At 36.6% G+C, this 25,739-nt stretch carries 18 protein-coding genes; 6 read left to right on the top strand and 12 right to left on the bottom strand.

Annotated elements, in window-relative coordinates:
- Nucleotides 1-148 precede the first annotated feature (148 nt).
- The 4 genes from tuf to rpsL all read right to left on the bottom strand — a co-directional run bounded on the left by tuf (nucleotide 149) and on the right by rpsL (nucleotide 5,092).
- On the bottom strand, nucleotides 149-1,342 hold the full coding sequence (gene tuf / locus RTP52_RS00935; RefSeq protein ID WP_312106153.1) for an elongation factor Tu: 1,194 nt from the start codon (nucleotides 1,340-1,342) through the stop codon (nucleotides 149-151).
- A gap of 236 nt (nucleotides 1,343-1,578) precedes the next feature.
- Entirely contained in the window at nucleotides 1,579-3,696 is a 2,118-nt protein-coding gene (gene fusA, locus RTP52_RS00930; RefSeq protein WP_312368617.1) for an elongation factor G, read from the bottom strand.
- A 265-nt stretch (nucleotides 3,697-3,961) separates the two neighbouring features.
- Nucleotides 3,962-4,432: a 30S ribosomal protein S7 gene (gene rpsG / locus RTP52_RS00925; RefSeq protein WP_312106151.1), complete on the bottom strand. Its 471-nt coding sequence runs from the start codon at nucleotides 4,430-4,432 to the stop codon at nucleotides 3,962-3,964.
- Nucleotides 4,433-4,669: 237 nt separating this feature from the next.
- The gene (gene rpsL / locus RTP52_RS00920; protein ID WP_312106160.1) at nucleotides 4,670-5,092 is read right to left on the bottom strand and encodes a 30S ribosomal protein S12; all 423 of its coding nucleotides are present in this window, start codon (nucleotides 5,090-5,092) and stop codon (nucleotides 4,670-4,672) included.
- Nucleotides 5,093-5,879: 787 nt separating this feature from the next.
- Here rpsL and rpoD point away from each other — a divergent pair.
- Together rpoD and RTP52_RS00910 are read left to right on the top strand one after the other, a co-directional pair.
- Complete coding sequence (rpoD, locus tag RTP52_RS00915; RefSeq protein WP_312107539.1) at nucleotides 5,880-6,995, top strand: RNA polymerase sigma factor RpoD; 1,116 nt, start codon at nucleotides 5,880-5,882, stop codon at nucleotides 6,993-6,995.
- A 28-nt stretch (nucleotides 6,996-7,023) separates the two neighbouring features.
- Nucleotides 7,024-7,737, top strand: coding sequence for a lysophospholipid acyltransferase family protein (locus tag RTP52_RS00910; protein ID WP_312368614.1), 714 nt, complete (start codon nucleotides 7,024-7,026; stop codon nucleotides 7,735-7,737).
- A 199-nt stretch (nucleotides 7,738-7,936) separates the two neighbouring features.
- On the opposite strand, the gene RTP52_RS00905 is transcribed toward RTP52_RS00910, so the two are convergent.
- From RTP52_RS00905 to RTP52_RS00885, 5 genes are all read right to left on the bottom strand, one after another.
- Nucleotides 7,937-9,136: a DHHW family protein gene (locus RTP52_RS00905; RefSeq protein WP_312368612.1), complete on the bottom strand. Its 1,200-nt coding sequence runs from the start codon at nucleotides 9,134-9,136 to the stop codon at nucleotides 7,937-7,939.
- 11 nt (nucleotides 9,137-9,147) lie between these two features.
- Nucleotides 9,148-10,566, bottom strand: a complete 1,419-nt coding sequence (locus tag RTP52_RS00900; protein WP_312107177.1) for an MBOAT family O-acyltransferase — start codon at nucleotides 10,564-10,566, stop codon at nucleotides 9,148-9,150.
- Between the two features lie 48 nt (nucleotides 10,567-10,614).
- Nucleotides 10,615-11,250, bottom strand: a complete 636-nt coding sequence (locus RTP52_RS00895) for a hypothetical protein (protein WP_312107179.1) — start codon at nucleotides 11,248-11,250, stop codon at nucleotides 10,615-10,617.
- Nucleotides 11,237-11,869 carry an RNA polymerase sigma factor gene (locus RTP52_RS00890; RefSeq protein WP_312368609.1) on the bottom strand — a complete coding sequence of 211 codons (633 nt, stop codon included), beginning with the start codon at nucleotides 11,867-11,869 and terminating at the stop codon, nucleotides 11,237-11,239. Before RTP52_RS00890 ends, RTP52_RS00895 begins: the two co-directional genes overlap by 14 nt.
- Nucleotides 11,870-12,114: 245 nt before the next feature.
- The gene (locus RTP52_RS00885; RefSeq protein WP_312368607.1) at nucleotides 12,115-12,771 is read right to left on the bottom strand and encodes a DUF4358 domain-containing protein; all 657 of its coding nucleotides are present in this window, start codon (nucleotides 12,769-12,771) and stop codon (nucleotides 12,115-12,117) included.
- Between the two features lie 508 nt (nucleotides 12,772-13,279).
- On the opposite strand from RTP52_RS00885, the gene RTP52_RS00880 reads away from it, so the two are divergent.
- Nucleotides 13,280-14,314 (top strand): sugar kinase, encoded by a 1,035-nt coding sequence (locus RTP52_RS00880; protein WP_312103617.1) that lies wholly within the window; start codon nucleotides 13,280-13,282, stop codon nucleotides 14,312-14,314.
- Nucleotides 14,315-14,624: 310 nt separating this feature from the next.
- Nucleotides 14,625-16,553 (top strand): glycoside hydrolase family 127 protein, encoded by a 1,929-nt coding sequence (locus tag RTP52_RS00875; RefSeq protein WP_312368604.1) that lies wholly within the window; start codon nucleotides 14,625-14,627, stop codon nucleotides 16,551-16,553.
- A 141-nt stretch (nucleotides 16,554-16,694) separates the two neighbouring features.
- Here RTP52_RS00875 and RTP52_RS00870 read toward each other — a convergent pair whose 3' ends face one another.
- Nucleotides 16,695-18,479: a DUF885 domain-containing protein gene (locus RTP52_RS00870; protein ID WP_312368602.1), complete on the bottom strand. Its 1,785-nt coding sequence runs from the start codon at nucleotides 18,477-18,479 to the stop codon at nucleotides 16,695-16,697.
- Nucleotides 18,480-18,845: 366 nt separating this feature from the next.
- On the opposite strand from RTP52_RS00870, the gene RTP52_RS00865 reads away from it, so the two are divergent.
- Nucleotides 18,846-19,763 (top strand): diacylglycerol/lipid kinase family protein, encoded by a 918-nt coding sequence (locus RTP52_RS00865; protein ID WP_312103608.1) that lies wholly within the window; start codon nucleotides 18,846-18,848, stop codon nucleotides 19,761-19,763.
- 191 nt (nucleotides 19,764-19,954) lie between these two features.
- Here the strand turns inward: RTP52_RS00865 and RTP52_RS00860 are convergent, their stop codons facing one another.
- The gene (locus tag RTP52_RS00860) at nucleotides 19,955-22,471 is read right to left on the bottom strand and encodes an ATP-dependent DNA helicase (protein WP_312368601.1); all 2,517 of its coding nucleotides are present in this window, start codon (nucleotides 22,469-22,471) and stop codon (nucleotides 19,955-19,957) included.
- Nucleotides 22,472-22,784: 313 nt separating this feature from the next.
- Here RTP52_RS00860 and RTP52_RS00855 point away from each other — a divergent pair, with 313 nt between their 5' ends.
- Nucleotides 22,785-23,126: a DUF1292 domain-containing protein gene (locus RTP52_RS00855; RefSeq protein ID WP_312103602.1), complete on the top strand. Its 342-nt coding sequence runs from the start codon at nucleotides 22,785-22,787 to the stop codon at nucleotides 23,124-23,126.
- A gap of 158 nt (nucleotides 23,127-23,284) precedes the next feature.
- Here the strand turns inward: RTP52_RS00855 and RTP52_RS00850 are convergent, their stop codons facing one another.
- A complete protein-coding gene (locus tag RTP52_RS00850) occupies nucleotides 23,285-25,285 on the bottom strand; it encodes an ATP-dependent helicase (protein WP_312368599.1) in 2,001 nt (666 codons plus the stop codon).
- Between the last annotated feature and the right edge of the window lie 454 nt (nucleotides 25,286-25,739).

The following is a 25,739-nucleotide window of genomic DNA, read 5'->3' as shown; positions in this document are numbered from 1 at the left end:
TTAATCGACGGTTCTTTTACTTATTTTATTATAGCAATAGTATAACATAGTTCCGCCCAAAAAGCAAATGAGTAAAAAAATCCCGTAAACCCTAATAATTAGGATTTACGGGAAATAGATTCAGTAATTATATTGTACGAAATATCGATTAGCCGATAATTGTAGCAACCTTACCTGATCCTACAGTACGTCCACCTTCACGAATAGCGAATCCAAGACCCTGCTCCATAGCGATTGGGTGAATTAATTCGATGTTCATTTCGATGTTATCTCCAGGCATACACATCTCTACGCCTTCTGGTAAGTTACAAACACCAGTAACGTCAGTTGTTCTGAAGTAGAACTGTGGTCTATAGTTATTGAAGAAAGGAGTATGACGTCCACCTTCGTCTTTTGTTAATACGTAAACCTGAGCTGTGAATTTCTTGTAGCACTTGATCGTACCTGGTTTACAAAGAACCTGACCTCTTTCGATATCTGTTCTCTGAACACCACGTAAAAGTGCACCGATGTTATCACCAGCCTGAGCCTCATCAAGAAGCTTACGGAACATCTCGATACCAGTTACAACAACTTTACGAGTCTCTTCCTTAACACCAACGATTTCAACTTCTTCAGATACATGAAGAACACCACGCTCAACACGACCTGTAGCAACAGTACCACGTCCAGTAATGGAGAATACGTCCTCAATTGGCATTAAGAAAGGCTTGTCTGTTGCTCTCTGTGGATCTGGAATCCATGTATCAACAGCGTCGAATAACTCAAGAATCTTATCACCCCATGGGCTGTTTGGATCTTCAAGAGCTCTAAGAGCAGAACCCTGGATGATTGGAGTATCATCTCCTGGGAACTCATACTCAGATAATAATTCTCTGATTTCCATCTCTACTAATTCAAGTAATTCTGGATCATCAACCATATCACACTTGTTCATGAATACAACGATGTAAGGAACACCAACCTGACGGGAAAGTAAGATATGCTCTTTAGTCTGAGCCATAACACCATCAGTAGCAGCAACTACAAGGATAGCGCCGTCCATCTGAGCAGCACCAGTGATCATGTTCTTTACATAGTCAGCATGGCCTGGACAGTCAACGTGTGCGTAGTGACGAGCTTTTGACTCATACTCAACGTGAGAAGTAGAAATTGTGATACCTCTTTCTCTTTCTTCTGGAGCCTTATCAATCTTATCAAATGCTACAGCTTCACCAGTACCTAATCTGTCATGAAGTGTCTTTGTGATAGCAGCTGTTAATGTTGTTTTACCATGATCTACGTGACCGATGGTTCCGATATTACAATGTGGTTTGTTTCTTTCAAACTTAGCTTTAGCCATTTTAAAACGTCCTCCTTTAATTTCACCCCATCATTGGGTGTAAAATATTTTATGATCGTTATATCGCCTGACAATTGTCAAATGATATATATGCTCTCTGCACTGGCAGAAAAAGCCCTTATAAGCCTAATTATATTTCAAAAGTAAAATATTTTCAAGTATAAAAAAATACGCTTGGCTTATATTTATATCAATGGAAGAATGTACTAAAAAGTACATCCTCCATCGAACCTTAATTACTTAGTTTTATTGCTGAGAACCTTTTCCTGAACGTTCTTTGGAACTGGCTCATAAGTGGAGAAGAACATGGAGTAAGCACCACGACCCTGTGTCTTAGAACGAAGTGTTGTGGAGTAACCAAACATTTCGGACAATGGCACAAATCCGCGAATAACCTTAGATCCGTTGTTATCTTCTGTACCTTCGATACGACCACGACGGGAGCTGATATCACCAATAACATCACCCATGTAATCATCTGGTACAGTAACTTCAACTCTCATGATAGGCTCTAAAAGAATTGGACCTGCTTTATGCATAGCATCTTTAAATGCCATAGAACCAGCAATCTTGAATGCCATTTCGTTAGAGTCTACTTCATGGTAAGAACCATCGTAACAGTTAGCACGAACACCGAGTACTGGGTAACCACCAAGTACACCGCACTTCATAGCATCTTCAATACCTGCCTGAACAGCTGGGATATATTCCTTAGGAATAGCACCACCAACTACAGTAGATACAAATTCGAAAACCTTCTCACCGTTAACGTCCATTGGGCTAAACTTAACTTTACAGTGACCATACTGACCACGACCACCAGACTGTTTAGCATACTTACTATCAATATCAACTTCTTTAGTGAAGCCTTCCTTGTAAGCAACCTGAGGTGCACCAACGTTAGCTTCTACTTTAAATTCACGAAGAAGACGGTCAACAATGATCTCAAGGTGAAGCTCGCCCATACCTGCGATAATTGTCTGTCCTGTTTCTTCATTCGTACGAACACGGAATGTAGGATCTTCTTCAGCAAGTTTTGCTAAAGCTTCACCCATCTTATCCTGACCTGCTTTTGTCTTAGGCTCAATAGCAACGTCGATAACTGGTTCTGGGAACTCCATAGCCTCAAGGATTACTGGATGTTTCTCATCACAAATAGTATCACCTGTTGAAGTGAACTTAAAACCAACAGCAGCTGCGATATCACCGGAGTAAACCTTTTCAAGGTCTTCTCTCTTGTTTGCATGCATCTGAAGGATACGACCAACACGCTCTTTCTTATTCTTTGTAGCATTGAGTACATAAGAACCGGAGTTTAATGTACCTGAATATACACGGAAGAATGCGAGCTTACCAACGAATGGGTCAGCCATAATCTTGAATGCTAAAGCTGCAAAAGGTTCCTCGTCAGAAGAAATTCTGTGAACTTCATTACCTTCTTCATCAAACCCTTTGATATCTTCAACATCAGTAGGAGCTGGCATGAATTCAATAATAGCATCAAGTAACTTCTGAACACCTTTGTTTCTATATGCGGAACCGCAAAGTACAGGAATGATTTGAACGCTAAGTGTAGCATTTCTTAAAGCTTTCTTAAGCTCTTCATTGGAAGGCTCATTTCCTTCTAAGAACGCTTCAATTAAATCGTCATCTGTTTCACAGATGGACTCAATCATTGCTGCTCTGTACTCTTCAGCCTCATCTTTCATATCATCTGGAATCTCTTTGATTTCGATTTGCTCACCCTTATCATCAAGATAATAATAAGCTTTCATCTCGAAAAGATCGATAACTCCTTTAAATGTGTCTTCTTTGCCGATTGGTAACTGAATTGGTACTGCATTCTTACCTAATCTGCTCTTAATCATGTCTACAACGTTAAAAAAGTTTGCACCAGAAATGTCCATCTTATTAACGAAAGCCATTCTTGGTACGTTGTATTTATCTGCCTGACGCCATACGGTTTCAGACTGTGGCTCTACACCACCCTTAGCACAAAATACACCAACCGCACTATCAAGTACACGTAAGGAACGCTCTACTTCGACAGTAAAGTCAACGTGTCCTGGAGTATCAATAAGGTTGATACGGTGCTCTAATGCACCTGGCGCTTTTTTATGCTCAAGCTCCAATGTCCAGTGACATGTTGTAGCGGCTGAAGTAATTGTGATACCTCTTTCTTGTTCCTGCTCCATCCAGTCCATGGTAGCAGTACCTTCATGAGTATCACCGATTTTGTAGTTAACACCAGTATAGTATAAGATACGCTCTGATAGAGTTGTCTTACCAGCATCAATATGAGCCATAATACCAATGTTTCTTGTTCTCTCTAATGGGTATTCTCTTCCAGCCAAGGATAATTCCTCCTTAATTCTTAGCAATTGAACCCTATATTTCACAGGGTCAATTTTAAATATAAACTTCAAGTTAAACAAAATTCACACAAAAATGCCGATTCGCTCATTATCATCCAGTTTTTACCAGCGATAACGAGCGTATACCATGGCATACTAACATATTGTTAGCGATAGTAAGCGAACGACGAGGAGTTCCACATAACTCTGAATCTTACCAGTGATAATGTGCGAACGCCGAGGCGTTCTACATACGCTTTGTATCTTACCAGCGATAGTGTGCGAACGCCTTGTTTGCATCTGCCATCTTGTGCATATCTTCTTTTCTCTTAACTGCAGAACCTGTGTTAGCTGCTGCGTCTAAGATCTCTCCAGCAAGACGATCAACCATAGTCTTCTCGCCTCTCTTACGAGAGAACATTGTCAACCAACGAAGACCGAGTGCCTGTCTTCTATCTGGTCTAACTTCGATAGGTACCTGATATGTTGCACCACCGATACGACGAGCTTTAACTTCAAGAACAGGCATAACATTGTTCATTGCCTCTTCAAAAACTTCAGTCGCGTCTTTACCGGATTTCTCTGCAACTTTCTCGAATGCACCGTATACAATTTTTTGTGCAGTTCCCTTCTTACCATCAAGCATGATGTTGTTAATCAGCTTGGTAACGACCTTATTGTTGTAAATAGGATCTGCTAATACATCTCTTTTCTGTATATGTCCTTTACGTGGCACGTTGCTTCCCTCCTTAATATCGACTGTTAAATAACAGTCATTAATTCTACGGTACTCACATTACTGTGTTCATGCTCAGTTTAATATCTATTTTCAAATCCAACATACCGCAACCACAGGGGAGTTGTTTGTCTTCGAAAAAAAAATTAACCCGGCATTCCAATGTAGCTTACGCTACGAAACAACAGTTTTACTTCATACAAGCTAAACTTGTTGCAACAAATTAGTAATGAGAAATTATTTCTTTGCTTCTTTAGGTCTCTTAGCTCCGTATTTGGAACGAGCCTGTCTTCTCTTTGCAACACCTGCTGTATCAAGTGTACCTCTGACGATATGATATCTTGTACCTGGAAGGTCCTTTACTCTACCACCTCTGATCAGAACAACACTATGCTCCTGAAGGTTGTGTCCTTCACCTGGGATATAGCTTGTTACTTCGATTCCGTTACTTAAACGAACTCTGGCAATCTTTCTAAGCGCTGAGTTAGGCTTCTTAGGTGTAGCTGTTCTAACTGCAGTACACACACCTCTCTTTTGTGGAGCGGATGCGTCTGTCGCTTTCTTTCTTAAGGAGTTAAATCCTTTTTGTAACGCTGGAGCCTGAGAATTCTTCTCCATTGTCTTTCTGCCTTTTCTTACTAACTGGTTGAATGTTGGCATTAATTTTTCACCTCCTGATAAGTATTCGAAAATTCGTGGTTGCTTATGCAGACTGATCTGCGTAATTTTGCATGCATCTAATGCACGCAGAGTAGATTATACTTCCATCTGACTTTGTTGTCAAGGTAATTTTACCGTAACCTACTGCTTTTTCATGCCAATTTGAATTAAAATTGGTATTCTAGTAAATAAAACATATATTATAGAAAGAACTCTGCAAAAGCTCTCAAAACTATTGTTAACATGAAAGAGCACGTTTTGCAAATTTTTCCTTATCACAAATAAAAGAAACTGCCACTTTTCAGTGGCAGCCCCTCGTGGTTGGTGTTTCTAGTTTAGTGAATTCTCGAATTCTTCCTTATTAAAGTACTTTGTAACGTTTGTTATTTCTCTTTCGTATTTTTTGGAAAAACGTTATATACCGTCTACTCCTATTTTAACCTTTGTATTTTATCATATCCAAAAAGTACAATATGGTTTGTCGTTTTCACAAGCATCCTATGTAACTTTACCAGATGATGGTTTCTCTTTCGTGTATTTGTTCGACATGTCATATCGACATTAAAAATTATACCTCATCCTCATATACTAGTCAACATATTGGAGTTGATTCCATTATTTACTACTATATATTGTGTTTTACCATAATTTATGAAAAGGAAACAGGTCATTTCCAGATTTTTATAAATCCTTTTGAAAAGATTTTATTCCCAACAGACATACTCTGTGATATAATGTTGTTTGGTGACTTTTTTCGCCCAAGACGAAAATACTGGAGGTCCTTCTCATGGAAGAACAAGTAAATACCTTTGAAGCACGCCTGAAAGAATTAATAGCATTTGCGAATGATAATAAAGGTGTCATTGAAGTTGATAAAGTGAATGATTTCTTTAAAGAATTAAATCTGAATGTACGACAGATTGATAAAATATATGAGTACCTTGAGGCAAACAATATTGTTGTGCTTAATCCTACCGATGAGGATGAGCCTAACGAGGATGCCCTACTCGAATTAGAAGATGATTCTGATATCTTAGGTGATGCAGAAGATCTATCTTCTATGGCGTCAACTATTTCTGATGACCCAGTAAAGCAGTATCTTAAAGAAATCGGCAGCTACCCTCTTCTCTCTGTTGCAGAAGAAATTGAGCTTGCGAAAAAAATTGAAGCTGGAGATAATATGGCAAAACAAATTCTTGCCGAATCAAACCTTCGATTGGTAGTCAGCATCGCAAAACGATATGTAGGAAGAGGACTTTCTTTCCTTGATTTAATTCAAGAAGGAAATTTAGGACTTATCAAGGCAGTTGATAAATTCGATTATAACAAAGGATATAAATTTAGTACCTACGCAACCTGGTGGATTCGACAGGCAATCACAAGATCCATTGCCGACCAATCCCGTACCATACGTATACCGGTACATATGTCAGAAGTTATCAATAAGACATATCGAGTATCAAGAAATCTTCTCCAAGAATTAGGACGCGAACCTAGCGAGCAGGAACTTGCAGATGCAATGAACCTCCCTATCGAAAAGGTACGTGAAATTCTTAAAGTATCTGCAGACCCAATCTCCCTTGATACACCAATCGGTGAAGAGGACGATAGCCATCTTGGTGACTTCATCAAAGATGATACGATTATGGGACCAGAAGATGCTGCCTCCTATGCTGTATTGCAAGATCAGATATCAAAACTGCTAGATACGTTAACCGAGCGTGAACAACGAGTTTTAATACTACGCTTTGGTTTACAAGACGGAAGAAGCCGTACTTTGGAAGAAGTCGGAAAAGAATTTAACGTTACCAGAGAACGTATCCGTCAGATTGAAGCAAAAGCACTTCGTAAATTGAGACATCCAAGTCGTGCACGGATGTTAAAGGGTTATGAACTAAACTAAGTTATCAGAATATGAAGGGAGCAATCGTATGAAGAGAATTCTTCTCATGCTTTTACGTAGCTTTTTCAGTTTACCCGTCTGGTTTTATCAATTAAAACGATTGTGTAACATAGAACAGCATGACCGTTTTGAACGTTATGCATGGCTTCATAAAAATGCACCGGTTGCTAACCGTAGAGGCCGAGTAACAATAGATTGCCACGGGTTAGAGAACCTTCCAAAGGAAAACGGATATATCCTATTCCCAAACCACCAGGGTCTTTTTGATGCACTTGCATTTTTGGAGACTCATGAACGTCCTTTTGTTACTGTAATGAAAAAAGAAGTGAAAGACATCTTTTTCCTTCGTGACGTAATCAAATTGTTACAGGCAGAGATTATCGATCGTGAAGATATTCGTCAGTCTATGACTGTAATTAAAAATATGACCATTCGTGTAAAGGATGGTGAAAATTTCATTATCTTCGCAGAAGGTACTAGAAGTAAAAAAGGAAATCAAATTGGAGAATTTAAAGGCGGTAGCTTTAAAAGTGCAATGAACGCTCGTTGCCCAATTGTACCGGTTGCACTGATTGACTCCTTCAAAGCCTTTGATACGAGTTCTATTAAGAAAATTACGGTTCAGATTCATTATTTAAAACCACTTTATTATGAAGATTATAAGGGAATGAAATCCACTGAAATCGCTGAGCTGGTTGAAAATATGATTAAGGAAACGATTGCAAAGTTTGCACAAGAATAAGAAGAATAAAAAAACAGAAAGCGAGGCGCTTTCTGTTTTTTTATTTTATTCCATATTATCGAAACAAAAAACATGTTCCGATAATCAAGATGAACGGTGCATAAAACGCACCTTTTATGAGAAATAACTGCGCAATTTCTCATGAGTTTTATTATCGGAACGAAAAACATGTTCCGATAATTATTGAACGGTGCATAAATTATCTTACCATAGTATCAAGACTTTTCTCTTTCACATAAGTATTTACATTATATAAAACTAATACGTCCGTAATTCCATTCTCCTCAATAAAGCGAGACATTGGCATATTAAAATAACGTAAATCTACCATATAAGTTATTTCAAAATGGTTTACTGCAAATGGAGCAAAACTATGTGCATAAGAATCCTTAATGATCAATAACTTTTTACCGTTATGATTTTCAGAATTAATCTTTACAATTGGATTATTACCATTTAAATAAACAGAATATTTGTCTTTGGTATCCAAATGGCTCATTTCATAAAGACTATTCTTTAGTACGCCATCCATATTATATTCTACCGTATAGTTTTTACCGGAATCATATAGATACATATCATCTGAGGATAGTTTAAGATTAATTTTAGAATAGATGGTTCCTAAGAAATCATCTGCTATTTTCTTAATCTCAAATTCTTCTTGACTCATTGGTGTCTCACCGATTTTATTTGCCCACTCTACATAGGCATAATAAGCTCCTAAGGTAGTCCAATGATGGTCGGTTCGATAGTATATATATTCCTTATTATGCTCTGTGAGAGTTTTTCTTAGATCAATAAACTGGTTTCCTAATGTTTTGTCCAATCGATCAAGAAATGCTCCTTGATCAAAACCAGATGCGTAAGGTGGTAACTTATCTTTTAATACCTCAAACGCAGTTGGTGCAATCATAGCAAATACATGCTCTTCACCAAGTTGTTCTTTATACTTACTAATAAAAGCATACAATCTCTTCTCATTACGGCTAAGTTGTTCCATATCAAGGTCTGAATCTTCCACCTTTTCAATTAAGTAGCCATCTTTTCCTATATATACCCCATTCATATCTTTTTTTAACATTGCCAGTTCAGCTCTAGTCTTAATTCCTATCCAAGTATCTCGAAATACAAACTGGTCTGTTACAAACGTTTCATATTTACTAATAAAAGTACCGTTAAACAAGGATTCCCATGAAAATTTTGGGCGTTCTTCTAGTACTCTGTTTTCACTTTCAGAAAATCCTTTTACAGGTTTTATCATACTAGCTATTGTTAAACCGTAGATTAAGACTAAAAAAATAATTACATTGCTATATTTTCCACGTTGCCCTTTCTCCTTACCTTTCTTGATGGTAGGAGGATTAGGTATTGCTTCTAAGTTTTTATTCCCTTCTGACATACACTCACCTCCTAGAATCTAAAGTACAAGAATGGATTGTAGGAAGCATCCACAAGATATGCAACGGAGACAATAAATATTCCCACAATAAATAAGCCTTGTACTACTGCTGTTATCTTATTCTCACCATGTTCACCTACTAAACGAATCGCAGTTCGTTTTGGCAAATCTGTACTTCCTAAAATAAGAACAATAAGAATAAGTGCATAGTTCATAAGAAGATATAATGAATTATCATTGATAAATCCAATGGTATTTACACCAAACATAGCCTTAATATAATTAATTCCTCTCGATAAATCATCAAATGCAAAGATAACCCAACCAATCCAGACTAAAATAATTGCATAGATATGAGAGAGAAATGAAGGGAGTTTATTTAAAACCTTAAGCAATACGAATTTCTCAATAATAAGTATTACTCCAAAGTAGACACCCCACATGACAAAGTTCCAACTCGCCCCATGCCAAAAACCTGTCAAAAACCACACAATAGCAATGTTACGAACTTGTTTTCCTAATCCACAGCGATTACCGCCTAGAGGAATATAAACATAATCACGGAACCAAGTTCCTAAGGAGATATGCCATCTACGCCAAAATTCAGTGATACTTTTTGACATATAAGGATAGTTAAAGTTTTCAAGAAACCTAAAACCTAGCATATTTCCAAGACCGATTGCCATATCAGAATAACCTGAGAAGTCAAAATAAATTTGAAATGCAAATGCAGTAATACCTAACCAAGCAGTTACTACTGTTAATTCACCATTCGGTGTTGCTGATATCCTATCCCACAATATCCCAATATTATTAGCAAGTAAAACTTTTTTACCTAAACCATTGATAAAACGAAGTACTCCATAAGAAAACTGATCAAAGTTCTCTCTACGCTCCTTAAGCTGGGTCGCAATTGTCTTATACTGTACAATCGGACCAGCAATTAATTGTGGAAATAGTACTACATATGCACCGAAGGAAATAATATCCTTCTGAACCTCTGCTTCACCACGAAATACATCAATGGTATAAGACATTGTTTGAAAAGTATAAAAAGAGATACCAATTGGCAAAGCCAATTTTAATAAAGCAATATCACTACCGGTTAATGCATTTATATTTGCAATTACAAAATCAGAGTATTTAAAAAATCCAAGTATCGCTAAATTAATAATCATCGAAGACGCTACTGCAAGCTTCGCTTTTTTAATTTCACCCTTTTGTTTAAAATAATGCACTAACATACCATGGGTGTAGTCAACAAGTGTGGAGAAAAGCATGATTAGAAAATAAATTGGTTCTCCCCATGCATAAAATACTAAACTCGTAAAGAAAAGTACTGCATTCCTATACTTTCTAGGCGCAATAAAATATAAAATTAAAACGATCGGTAAATACCGAAATAAAAATGGTAAACTACTAAAAACCATTGTTCCCCTCCGATAATAATTATTTATCAGGGTCTAACAGCAAAATCATTATTCAAAACTATCTTCTGAGACAATTGTTCCGTCAATAGCTTGGTAATATTTCTGATTATTTTCTTCTTTTGTATAGAAGTAAATGCTGTTTTCATCAATTAGCGCATAACCCTCTTGTTCAAGAATTGGCTTTACAGATACAATCACATTCATTCCATTTGTGATTTCTGTTGTAAGCGTTAGCGGTAGACCCTCCGTTATCGTAATATAATCTGGTGTTCCTTCCCCACAAAGTAGTCTGGAAACCTGAATACTAATACATTTTTGATTGTTCATATCAACAACATCCGTAATTTCGCCAAGGACAGTATTTATATCGTCCATTGAGACTTCATCTCCTATACCATATGACGAAATATTAGCTATAGGATTTTGTCCCTCTATTGTTCGTGTATTCATGTGTTCGGCGTTATTAATATTTGGGCTCTTACCAGCTTGTGAACCAGTGAATATAACCAATGCAAACAATGCAAATGTTGCCAAACTTGCAGCAAATGCTGGAACTCTTTTCTTCTCCCGATTAAAACGAAGTAATCTTAAATACCAAGACTCTGACTTAACATTTTCATTCTGTTGTCTTAATAATTCCGCTTTATTATAGATTCCTTCGATAAATTCCCTATTTGTTTTCATAGGAGTAGCCCTCCTTTTCCATTAACTTTGCAAGACTTTTTCTAGCTCTATGGATTAAAACTTTCATCTGTGCATCATTTTTCTTTAAAACCTTGGCAGCCTCTGCATACGTCATTTGCTCTATATCAATGAGTGAAATAGCTGCTTTATAATCTGGTTTTAATTTTTTCATTGCATGATATAAAAGTTCACTCTCTTCTTTTCGTATTAGATTTTCTTCCATTTGATTTTCTTCATCATAACTTTCCGGATATTCCTCCACCAACATCATCCGTTTATTCTTTCGTATATAATCGATAGCCTTATTTCGCCCGATTGTAAACAAATATGTTTTAAAACTCACCTGAAAATGATACCGTTCTTTATGAATTAATACTTCTACAAAAGCATCTTGTGCCAAATCTTCTGCTATTGTCAAATTATTTACCAAGCGATGTATGAAATAGATCAAACGATCTTTATGTTTGATAACCAGTTCTTCAAACGGTTCCATATCGCCATCTAAAAATTTTTGATAGCAAATCTTATCTTGTTCTGATTGAACTTCCTCTTTGAAAGGTGGATGGTGTAATACATCCATATCCTTTTCCACTGAGGAGAAATTGTCCGCATTATTCATCGTGCATCTCATCCTCTCTGCCTTTGCATCGTTTCGCATCCACCAGTATAGCATAGAAATTAACAAAGCGCCACAGTAGACCAAAGGAATGCCTTAACACTCATTGGCAATACTGCGACGCTCCATTGATAGTATTTCAAAACTATATACTTTTATGAATGAATGCGTTTGCAACGGTAGTGTTACAAATTGCAGATGTCGACAATGCTTACACTTAAGCTATATTCTTCATTCAGATTCAGTTCCTACTTTGCTTCAATATTTTTCTTAATAATATCTACTGCAATCTGATTCTGCTCACCAAATGCTTTAATCATATCGCTTTCTTCTGTGTATTTCATCTCATCAATAGTACCAAGCATTACGAAGAATACATAGTCTCCAACTGTCTCAACTACAGAAGCTTGAACCTTTAATAAATTCATTGGATATTGGTGATCTTTAGCTATAGCATCATGATATTCATTTAATGCTTTCTGTACATTCTCTAAATTACCTTCTGTTACATGGATACCGATTAATTTATCAACGTGAGCACTCATCATAGGACCTTCTGCAATCGCTGCATCATACCAATCAGCCTTTATACCAAACATTTCTTCTAAGTTTTCAGCAGTAAATGTCATATTCGGAAGATAATTCTCACCATATGCTGCCTTTACTTCCTCATGAATCTTATCAAGAGTCTCATTGCTTGTAAGCTCTGTTGCTCCTACTTCCTCTCCAGAACCATCTTTTCCAGGTTCTTCTGGTGTCTCTGTTGGTGTCTCTGTTGGTTTTGCTGGTGTCTCTGTTGGTGCAACTGTTGGTGTAGGTGTTGGTTCGTCTGTATTTTTCTTACCACATGCTGTGAATGCTAATACTACTACTAAAGATAATGCCATTAATCTTTTATGTCTCATTTTTTCTCTCTCCTTTAATCCCTCAAATATTTTCTTTTTCTTTTTCTTCTGTAAATTTTGTGTGACTAAATCACAACTTTTTCTTCCATTTTATATTCTTTTTTTGTGTCGACACCTGTTATTCGGCTAGTAACAAAAAAAGTTACACCTAATTTTAAATTTTTTTCAAAATTATTATATGGACTTTCAATCTTGCAATATGCTCCTTGTTGCCATCCTATAAGTAGAAAGTGTGAAAAAGCCAATTCTGTTATTTTTTCATGAATGTTAAATCGATTCATATTACATTAATAACAATAGTTAGATTATCTTTTCTAAAGAAAAGTTTCAAAATAATTTAAAAAATCTAATTTTGTCTTAAAAAACTCGAAATACTGTCTTAAAAAACTCGATAACCTGGCTTAAAAACTCGAATCCTGTCTTATTATCTTGACATCTAACTTATTTAAAGTATAATTGATTTATCTGAATGTAAGCGTTTACATTTTGAACGAATGGAGGTAATTGTATGCTGACGGTTAATGAAAATCGCGAATTTGACGCACTTGCTTTAGGAGAGATCTTATTAAGACTTTCTGCTCCCTCCAATGAGCGTATTGTACGTGGAGATACATTTGAAAAATGCGCTGGTGGCGCGGAATTAAATGTTGTATCCGGAATCTCTATGATGGGACTACGTACTGGTATTATTTCAAAGGTTCCACAAAACGACATCGGTACTTATGTTAAGAATCACCTTCGTTTCTGTGGCGTTAGTGATGACTGCCTTGTCTTCGATGAAAGCAAAGACGCTAGGCTAGGAATCTATTTTTATGAGAATGGTGCATATCCTAGAAAATCTTCTGTAGTTTATGACAGACAAAACTCTTCCATCAACACAATTTCCATGGAGGAAATTCCAGAAAGCACGTTCTCATCCACGAAATTATTCCATACATGTGGTATTACCTTAGCACTATCCCCTCAATCGAGAGAAGTTGCTGAGGAGTGCATTAAAAAATTTAAAGAACAAGGAGCGCTTATCTCCTTTGATGTGAATTACCGCGCAAACCTTTGGGATGAAGCAACTGCAAAGCAATACATAGAGCGAATTCTCCCATATGTCGATATCTTATTTGTATCCGAAGAGACTTCTCGCCGAACATTTGGTAAAACCGGTACAATTAAAGAAATCATGAAATCCTATACAAAGGATTTTAATGTGAAGATTGTAGCGACAACGGAACGTATCGTAATTAGTCCGAAGAAGCATACATTTGGTTCCACAATTTATAATGCTGTCGAAGATAAATTCTACGAAGAGGCACCATATCAAAATATTGAAGTCATTGACCGCATCGGAAGCGGAGATGCTTACGTATCCGGTGTTCTTTATGGATTGTTGGCATATAACGACTGCCAAAAGGCTCTTGAAATCGGTAATGCTGCAAGTGCAGTGAAGAATACCATTCCTGGAGATTTACCATCCACAGATTTAAAAGAAATACAAAAAATCATCGCTTCCCACCAAAACATTGGACCTCAGAGCGAGATGAATCGTTAGAACTTATTAGCAAGTTTACCTAATCCCTAGACAAACTTTTCTTTGTCATAAATTAAGCAGGATAACTTCGTAATCTTATGAAAGCGTAAGCTTCTCGGAATACTTTGTAATCCTGCTTTTTTTGTACCACTTTTGATTTAATTAAAAATTTAAGAAATGTATTGCATTCTTTAATCCATTGTTTTTTCAACTCTTGATGCTTATAATGAGGATAGTTCCATCAAAATAAAATCATTTGAAAGGATATGCTGTTCCTTTCTGGATAAACAAAGACTACATGGAGGAATTTAGAAATGAAAGGAGTTTATATATGAATACTTATCAACACTTAAAACTTTCAAACTTTCGTTCTAATCATGGATTTTTTCATCATTACCAGAAGCTAATCACGAATACGGTATTACCTTATCAATACAAGATATTAAACGATGAAATCGAAGGAGTCGCAAAAAGTCATGCGATAGAAAATTTCCGGCTCGCAGGTAAAGTTTTAAGAGGTGAACCAATTTCAGATGAATTTTACGGAATGGTGTTTCAAGACAGCGATGTAGCTAAGTGGCTAGAAGCAGTTGCCTATTCTCTTGTTGTATTTCCCGATTCATCCCTGGAGGAACTTGCAGACTCTGTGATTGATTTGATTTCAAATGCTCAGGATAATGATGGGTATTTAAATACCTATTTCACAATAAAGGATAGGGAGAAACGGTTTACAAATCTTCAAGAGGCTCATGAATTATATTGTTCCGGGCATATGATAGAAGCAGCTGTCGCTTATTACGAGGCTACTGGTAAAGATAAATTGCTCCAAGTTATGAAGCGAAATGCAGATCACTTATACGAGCATTTTATGACGATAAATCCTCACGGTTATTCTGGTCATCCGGAGATAGAGCTTGCGTTACTTCGCTTGTACCAAGTAACAGGCGAAGAGCGTTATCTTACTCTATGCAAACATTTTATCGATGTACGCGGTGAAAAACCAAATTACTTTAAAGAGGAAGTAAAGAAGCGGAACTGGAAGGTTTGGGGAATGAATGCAGAAGATACCGACTATATGCAGTGTTCAAAGCCCGTAAGAGAGCAGACTATTGCAACTGGCCATGCGGTTCGTGCTGTATATCTTTATACTGCAATGGCTGACCTCTCTTCCTATATAGATGATGAAGAATTAAAACTTGCTTGTGATGCGCTTTGGGATAATATCACCAATCGCCAGATGTATATTACTGGTGCCATCGGCTCTACTGTACTCGGTGAGGCTTTTACCAAAGAGTATCATCTTCCAAATGATACTGTTTACGGAGAGACTTGCGCTTCTATTGGACTTATTTTCTTTGCTCAAAAGATGCTAAAGCTTCATAAACATAGTCATTACGCAGATGTTTTAGAACGAGCTTTATATAATACCGTACTAGCAGGCATGCAATTAGACGGCAAGAAGTTTTTTTATGTCAATCCTCTAGAAGTGCTCCCTGGAATCTCGGGCGAAGCAGTCACTCATCGTCATGTCTTGCCAGAACGGCCGGAGTGGTATGCCTGTGCCTGTTGTCCTCCGAATGTAGCAAGACTCCTAACTTCTATCGGAAGTTATGCTTATGCCGAAGAGGAATCTACTCTTTACTGCCATCTGTATGTTGCTGGTGAAATTAAAACCAGCTCTGGCTTAACGGTAGAATGTATCAGTGACTATCCATTCAATGGAACTATAGTATACCGATTAAAATCAAACGGTACTTTCACACTAGCCCTTCGCATTCCGGATTGGAGTACCCATACAACGATTACATACAATCATAAGAGTGAATCTTTTTCAGAATTTCTAAAGAATGGTTATGTATCTCTAACAAAGGAATACCAAGAGGGTGATGAAATCGAACTAACTCTCGATATGAGTGTTCATAAAGTATATACAAACTCAAAAGTTGCTAATAACACCGGAATGGTAGCCTTACAACGAGGACCTCTTGTCTATTGCGTAGAAGGAATCGACAATCAAAATGATATTCTTTCCTTAAGCCTAACGGAACATTCTTTGATTACAGTTCAGCCCGTTATAAAAGATCTTCTAGGCGGTGTGACTTCACTCACCTTTACTGGAATTCGAACAAGAGAAGTTGATACACTTTATACTTACCATAAACCTGATACAGTCCCTTGCAACATTACTGCAATCCCTTATTATGCTTGGGGTAATCGAGGTATAACGCAAATGCGTGTTTGGATACCGGAGAGAAGTTAAGATAAACAATGCCATTAAAAAGAAAAGAGGGAACGCATTCGTTCCTTCTTTTCTTATAAAACCTGTATTCATACTTTATCTGTATTGCTTCCTTACAGAGGGAACAAGAAAAAGCACGCTCCACGAGCTCCTTGTCATGAATTACTGCTCTACCCCTAACTCTCTCATTAAAATATCATAGGTCGCCGGTCCAACACTTAAGTATTTCTCATGAACTTCCTTCTTACTCATTGTACCGCCTGATTGTTCATAGATTGCATCTATAATTTTCTTTGTATAAATATACCCCACCGCATAAGAACTATATAAAGCTGGTGATTCTTCAACGATATTTTTAAGGTAAGTGCTCATAATTAGGTACTGTGGTGCATATTGGCTGATTACTTCAGAGACTTTATCATTTTCCCAACCATAATAATTCACACCGATATCAATCATAGTGACTAATGTAATTTCTACTAAACGATTCAGATGAGCTTCTCTTGCTTGGACATCTGACAAACCGCCGTAGGAGTATCCTATTTCCTCAACATATGTCGTCCAACCTTCTAGATATCCAACCAGCCCTGTGCCTGCCCATGCTAAGATCTTGCGATAATCTGTCGTTCCAATATTATTTAAATAATTATAGTGATAAAGATGTCCTGGTACTCCTTCATGTGCCAATACTTGTAGGAATGATAAAGTCCCAGGAGCATTCATAGTTCCAAGATAGATATACTCTTCCTTTAACGTCGAATCGATTGCAAATGGATAGAATAATCCACCAGCAAAACTATTCATACAAGTCGGCATATCTTTGACTCCCCAAGCTAAATCTGCATCAGGGAAATCTTCTTTTGCTTTCTCTGGTAACATCTTTGTGATACTTTCTGCATCAGACCACTGTCTTGCACTTATTACTATTTCATTTTCAATATTCGGATACTTAGCTAAAATCTGCTCTCTTTCTTTAACAAATACAGCAAGATTATCCTCCAACAACTTCATTAATTCTTCTGGTGATGCATTCACACTACAAGTTGATTTCAATAAATTCTCATAATAGGTTTTTCCAGCTTCTGTTTCATAGAATCCTTTTGATTTACCACCCTGATCTTTTAATTCATTCATCGTATCAACTAGCTTCTGGTACGCAGGTACAATATGCTTTTCAACTAGAGAATCGCTTTGTTTCATGAGTTCTCGCTTTTCACTATCACTTAGAAAACTTAACTTAGTCACCTCGTCCCAAAATGTCTTTTTGTAATCTACAGCATTGTTATTCACTACACTAAGACAAGCTTTTCGGACTACTTCCGCTCGTGTCTCGTTCATAAATAGCCCTGCTTTTGCTTTTTCCTGTTCGAACTGCGCGACCTCATTAAAGTATTTTCCGATCATCTCATAGATTTCAAAAAATTTTTCTACCTCATCCTTATTTTCCTTCCCTTTTTCGGCTAAGGTTTGAAAATAACGATTACCATACAAACTGACAATCCCTGAAAGTGTAATGTGATCTCCATCAAGCGTTGAAAGAGGCTCACTATAATAATAAGTATCTTTTGAGGCGATACTTCGTTCTAACATTCCTTTCGTAAGGTCATAATCAATTTTTTGGGCTGCTGTTAAAGTATTATAGTCATACTTAAGCAGTTGTGCTAAATCTTCCTCACACTGTTGGATTGATTTATCATACTCTTTCTTACTTAATGTTGTCAGAACGTGATCATACTCTGTTATACCGAAATTCTCTGGATCTTCTATAAATTGAGAATATGTTAGAGCATTTGATGAAACTATCTCCCGAAACATCTGATTGCTGTATTCTTCAAACGTTAGTTCTTTGGGTTGCGTCTTGTTTGTACATCCTGTTACCAAAATCGATAAGCTTAACGCAATAGCAACTATACTTTGCTTACCTCTTTTTTTCAAATCTTTTTTCATATACTCCTCCTTGATTGTCTGCTGTTAGTGTAATGTCTTTTATACTATGCACCCTAACGATAGTAATACAAAAGCTTATACTTGGAATCCGCTTCGCTTAGAAGCGGGGGACATCTTCTGTAAAGTTATATCCATTCTATTTTTGTAATTATACCGCAAATTATAAAAATTACAATGTCTTCCACCTCTTATTATTATTTTGTAACAAGAAAATGGCTCTTGCGAACTTTTTCTTGTCATACATATTTCTACCATAACTGTCGGAATGTTCTGTTGACATCCCGATTTAAATTGGATAATATAAGTATATATATTTTCCCATTTGCTATAGTTTTACAATGAAACTTAGCATGAAAAGGAGCGCTAATGTATCACTTTATCATAAACCCACATTCCAAAACTGGAAAAGCCAAAGATTTATGGCAAGGGTTAAGAAAACGTTTAGAAAACGAAGGCATAGACTACAAAGAATACTTTACGACCGGACGTGGTCATGCTACCCAAATTTCAAAAGAAATCTGTGCGATAGACAACGAAAAAAAAACAATTGTTATTGTTGGTGGAGACGGAACTGCAAATGAAGTCATTAACGGTATTGACAATTATGAAAACGTCCTACTTGGATACATACCAATGGGCTCTAGTAATGATTTAGCACGTGGATTATTATTACCAAAAAATCCAGCGGAGGCCCTAGATAGAGTGCTAAATCCAAAAAAGATACGTGCCGTTGATCATGGACAAGTAACATTCCAGGATGGATTCTCTAGAAGATTTTCAGTTAGCTCAGGAATTGGCTACGATGCTGCAATCTGTCAAGTTGCTCTAACATCTAAGATTAAAAGTTTTTTAAATAAAATTGGAGTAGGTAAATTAACTTACCTCCTAATCGGAATCAAAGAAATCTTCGCATCTATACCATGTGATGCTACTGTAATAGCAGATGGTATCACTTATCCCATTAAAAACTTAATATTCATGGCATCCCTCATCCAAAAATGCGAGGGTGGTGGACTATTAATGGCCCCCGATGCCAGTGATAATGATCGAAAACTTTCTATTTGTTTGGTATCAAACATATCAAAATTAAAAATATTGTTTGTAATGCCAACCATTTTTTTTGGTAAGCATACCAAGATTAAAGGTGTTCAGATGATTACTTGTAGCTCTGTATCCATTCACACCCATTCCCCATTATATGTTCATACAGATGGCGAAACACATGGTCGACATACGGATATAACACTTAGTTGTACCAGTGATCAAGTTAGCATAATAACCTAAAAATCAATATCACAATAAAAAAATTATATACAAACGAATAACCTTTAGAAAACGTAAGTTTTTTCTGGTTATTCGTTTTTCTATGTTTTGTTTTTCCCGAATCACTTTTTTCTCGAATACTTTTTCACTAAAATAAAATTCTCTTTACTTTACATCTTTCTTTTGTATATTTCTTTCTTTATCTCATCCATTTAGTCTTTACTCCAAAAATCCTCTAATAGTTCCTGCATTCTCTCTTGATTAACGATATCATACTGCTCCCATTCTCTTGGGAATAGATTTTTATACTGAGAATTTAAAAAACGTTCATCAAGCAACAAAATTGCTCCTTTATCTTCGACTGTACGAATCACTCTACCAGCAGATTGAAGTACTTTATTAATCCCTGGATATAGGTACGCATGATCAAAGCCTGTTCCGCTTCGATCATCATAATATCCACGGAATAATTCCCTCTCGTTACCTACCTGAGGTAATCCCGTTCCTACAATCACCGCACCAATCAAACGATCATTCTTTAAGTCTATTCCTTCAGAAAAGATTCCCCCCATTACACAGTAACCAACCTTAGTGCTCGTAGGATTTTCCTCAAACGCAGCTAAAAACTCCTCTTTTTCAAGTTCCCCCATACTAGTCTTTTGTAATAAAATATTTGGAACTCTACCCTCACTTAATAATGCAATTTGCTGCAACATCTGATAAGAAGGAAAGAATACAAAATAATTACCAACCTTCGCATTTACAAAGCCTTCGATATAGGAAACAATCCTCTCATACTCTTCTTGCCCCCGCCTTGTATATTTTGTACTGACATCTTTTGCTATCATGAGTAGCCTTTTTGAAATATCAAATGGAGAAGGTGCATAAATAGCATAATCCTCCTCAGAACCCCCAAGCTGTTCCTTATAATACGTAATTGGTAATAACGTTGCAGAGAAAAGGATGGCACTCCTTCCTTTGTTTAAACAAGTCAATAAGTTTCTTGCAGGATCCATACAAAGAAGCTTTACACGAAATTCCCCTCTCTCGTCATAGTCGGAGTAGATTAGATAGTCCTCTCCTAATATATCGTGAATAGCAAGAAAATTTCGCAAATCAAAAAATAACTGTGAAACGACCTCTCTGCCTTCAAAGTCACCATTTTCCTTAAAAAACTCTTCATATTCTGACATAAGTCTTAAAAGAGGTAGTACCAAATCATTGACATCTTGCAATACTTCTATTTCATCACAGCCACGCTTTAATCGAAGCATTACCTCATTACAGGCTTCTAGCCTCTTCACCATTGCCTTAGACTTTTCTTTTATAATACCTTTTACGGTTAAAAAATCCTGTTTATACAACGTGGCGCTGTACATTTCTCTTGCTCTGTCTACTAAATTATGAGCCTCATCAATCAGGAATACATAATCTTGTTTCTTATCATTCTCAAAGAATCTTCTTAAATACACATTGGGATCAAAAGCATAGTTATAATCGCATATAATTCCATCTGCCCATAAGGTCACATCAAGACACATCTCAAACGGGCATACACAATGCTTCTTAGCATACTGTTCAATCAGTTCTCTTGATATTCGTGATTCACTCGTTAATAATTCAAAAACGGCATCGTTAACTCTGTCATAATGTCCTTTTGCCCGTTCGCATGCCGCTGGATTACAGTTAGGCTTATCTAAGATACAAATTTTATCTTTTGCTGTTATCGTAACAAGTTTCATCGATAATCCCCGCTCCAAAAGCAGCTGATAAGTATCCTCTGCAACGGTACGTGTAATCGTCTTGGCAGTCAAATAAAAGATTTTTGAAACAAAACCTTCTCCCATCGCCTTCACTGCCGGAAATACTGTTGAAATCGTTTTTCCAACTCCAGTTGGGGCTTCTATATATAACTTTTTATCCCTTATTATCGTTCGATAAACCCCCGTCACTAAATCTCTTTGACCAGGGCGATACTCAAAAGGAAAATCAATCTGTTTAATGGATTCATTTCTACTCTCCATCCACTTAATCTGCCATGCTGCCCATTTACAATACTCATTGATCAAATTCTGGAACCAGTTCGATACTTCCTCAAATTTCAGTTCTTCCGATAGAATCCTCACTGCCTCTGTTTCAATGTGACAATAAGTAATCTGAATACCTATCGAATCCAGTCCTCGTTCCTTAGCATAAATATAGGCATAGCATAATGCTTGCGCACGATGAACTGGAATCATCTCAGTAATCTGACTGATATCAGCATAAACACATTTTATCTCATCAATGACAACATGGATGTTACCTTCTGTTTCATCCTCCAACGGAGGATGTTCCTCCTTTGTAGGATGTTCTTCCAAAGGATGGTTTTCCTCCTCCTGATAATGTTCCTCTAAAGGATGGTTTTCTTCTAAAGAAGGATGTTCCTCTGAAGGAGGGTTTTTCTTCTTAGGAGGCTCTATATTCGTGATAATACCATCCGCTCTACCTTCAATAATTAGCTCAAAATCGATATCTTCTCGCGACACCGGAACCGTAACACGAAGTGCCACTTCTGGCTGATACTCTGAGCCCATTCTTCGTTGAATTTTTCGATGTAGCCTGCTACCTTCCTGCATAGCATCAGGGTCCCTTTTTCCAACGGAATTATCTAAGTCCCCAGATTTCATTATAAATTCTACTAGATTACGAACAGATATCTTTATCGATTTTAAATCAGTATAAGACATTTGGTTTCTCCCATCTCTTAGTTCTATGTAATGATCAAATAGCTAATTTAACCTCATCAGGGAAGTCCTCCGCTTCTTTAAGCAAGGAGTAAGGTTTGTAATGAGAATATCCGCTTTGACCCTCTTAAAACGTTCTTTTCTTATTCTTTCTTAAGTCATGGAAACTATGCTTTTTATTATAACATTCAAAAAAATAAAGAACAAGTGTTTTGGGGTTCTAATACAAAGTAGAGCCTTGCATTTTTCTATTGAATCTGTTATAGTCAAATGGTGGAATTTAACTTCCACAATTTTGAGAAGTGAGGTATAGAAAATGGATAAACATGAACATGGCGATGACTGTAACTGCAGCAGTGATGAATTTTTTCATGACCAAGTAACATTAACATTAGAGGACGATACCGAAGTTGTTTGTGATATTATAGCTGTATTTCCATGCGGCGAGAAACAATACATTGCATTACTTCCAGAAGATGCTGGAGAAGAAGGCGAGGTATTCTTATATGAATTCATCCAAAATGGTGATGAAATCGAATTAGAATCCATCGAAGATGATGCTGAATTTGAAGCTGTTTCTGAAGCATTTGATGAGTTCTTAGATTCTGAAGAATTCGACGAATTATTTGGCGAAGAAGAAGCAGAGGATGAAGAATAAATAAAAGGACATTGCGTAAGCAGATCCCTAACAAAAAAGCACGCTTCGCGTGCTTTTTTCTAATCATGAATTATAAAGTGAGAGTCGCGATAAAACCATCAGGAAGTGTGGTAACTTCCAAGGATTCATTGCTCTCACTTTTTTCAATACTGACTAACTTAAACTACTTTTATCATTTGATTACGTATACAAAATTCCATATCAAGCACCTTTGGAAGAAATATCTTATCAAATTGAATTGTTAGCTTATTCTCTTCCATCTTCTTAATGCTTCCCTCTCCATAGATGGAATGAAGGATCCTCATCCCTTCTCTTAATTCCATTGGACTGATAAGTAATTCACCGACAAATCTGGAGGCAGCTAATTCTTTATTATACCGCTGTTTTACATAAAAGATATGAAGATAACTCTTTGCTCTCGTCATCGCTACATAGAACATCCTTCTCTCTTCCTCCATATCCTCTGGTACCACTGCTTTTTTATGGGGTGTTATTCCTTCATTTGCATCCATAAGGATAACCACATCAAATTCCAATCCCTTGGATGCATGAAACGTAGTTAATATCACACCATCTACATTTTTTTGATTCTGTTTTAATGCCTGTTCCTTTAGTCCATCTTTGTACTCATCAATGTGATTTAACCATTCCTCATGCGTTTTATATTCTCTTGACTCTTCTTGAAGCTCTGATAGAACGTCATAAAGTTCTTCTACCTTTATTCTACGAAAGGTCGCATATTCCTTTAAGTATTCATCATAACCAACTGCCCTACGAATATAGTTGATCGCTGCATATGGATTTGTTCTGCGAATTAGTGTTAAATCATAAACTAATTTATCAATTCGTTCTACAACATAAGGTTTTTCCATATAAAATTCCCTTATTGTATTAAAATCTACATCTGCCTGCTCTAAAGCCTCTCTACTAATATACCGTTTTGGTCGATTCATTACCTGTAAAAAAAGTCCCCTCTCCCGAATTCCCAAGGATAACTTAATATAGCAAATTAAATCCTTGGCAATCCAGTGCTCATAGATGTTTGGTAAACTATCTCTCATCTTAAATGGTATGTTATACTCCATAAATTTTGTAACGAGTGATCCTGGTTGCGTGTTCGTTCGATAAAGAACGGCAATTTGAGAATATCGCATCCCCATCTTACGATAATGATCAATCCCCTCAAGAATGGCTTGATTTTGCGCTTGTAAATCAGTGAATGACTTTACATCAATCTCGTTTCCCGGCTCATGTATCGATTGTATCTCTTTTGGAAATCTCTTTTTGTTATTACCAACGACTTTCAGTGCACCTGTAATAATATTCCCTTTGGAACGATAATTTTTATTTAGAACAACCTTCTTTACTCCCTTATATTCTTCTTCAAAGGATAACATGATTTCTGGCTTTGCACCTCGAAACCGGTAGATACTCTGATCATCATCACCCACGATAAATAGATTGTTTTTAGGTTTCGCAAGCATCTTGATAATTTCATATTGAATACGATTGATATCTTGAAACTCATCAATTAGGATGTATTGGTATTTCTGTTGCCATAAGGACAATATGTCAGGTCTTTCTATTAATAGCTCGTAACAAAGAAGCAACATGTCATCAAAATCAATCTTATTTTGATGGCGTAACTTCTTTTCGTATTCTTTGTATATTTCCCCAAACGTCTCTTCGGAACAATTCATCGAGTAGTAATTCGAGATATCCATATTCTCTCCCTTAACTAAACTGATTTCCGATCCAATCCCTTCTAAAAATTCTTTCTCATCTTCTATTTCAAGTTCCATTGATTGTATGATATCGCGTAAAAGGCGGTATCTTTCTTCTTCCGTTATAATATTAGAAACGCTGTAGTTATAAGCATATCGTAATATCTTAAAAAAGATTGCATGGAAGGTTCCAAAATTAACACCAAATTTCCCTTGTCCCATTAATCGATCGAAGCGTTCCTGCATCTCCATAGCAGCAGCCTTGGTAAACGTGATTACTAGGATATTATTTGGTGAAATACCATACTGTTCTATAAGATACTGCGTTCTTCTTATGATTACTAAGGTCTTCCCGGAACCGGGTCCCGCTAGAACAAGCATGGGGCCTTTATGATGTTTAATTGCTCTCTCCTGTGCTTCATTCACTGTTTTCATAACTGACCTCTATTTCTACACTAACACTTGTGCATCTTAATTTATGTAAGGATTATACCTACATATTACATTGAAATAGCACTCTATTTTACTCTTGTACTATATCTTTGTACTTCTATCATGTGTTATAAGAGTTGGTAACAAAGCTTTTCATTAGTAGGCTTGGAATAACCAGGCCTTACCTCAGCTCGCAAGAGACTCCAACTTAACTCGCAAGCATGCTTTGATTCTCCTTAAACATTTGAACCTTTAACTCTCATATAACAGATACTAACTACTCCTATCATACCATAGAAAAAAGCGTGCTCCTAGTAGATCGTACAGAAAAAAAACAGTATCTTCCTTGTGCATATTGAACATGGAAAATACTGTTTTCTATCATTATAATCTTTCAGAGTGGGCATTCCTTCTAAGTGAGTAAATTTTCACTTAAAGAGTGTATTCCCTCTTTTAG

The organism is Lachnoclostridium sp. (genome assembly GCF_031997925.1).
Classification (GTDB): domain Bacteria; phylum Bacillota; class Clostridia; order Lachnospirales; family Lachnospiraceae; genus Lachnoclostridium.
The sequence above is the reverse complement of the archived record's forward strand: the minus strand, read 5'-3'. Positions and strand labels throughout refer to the sequence as shown.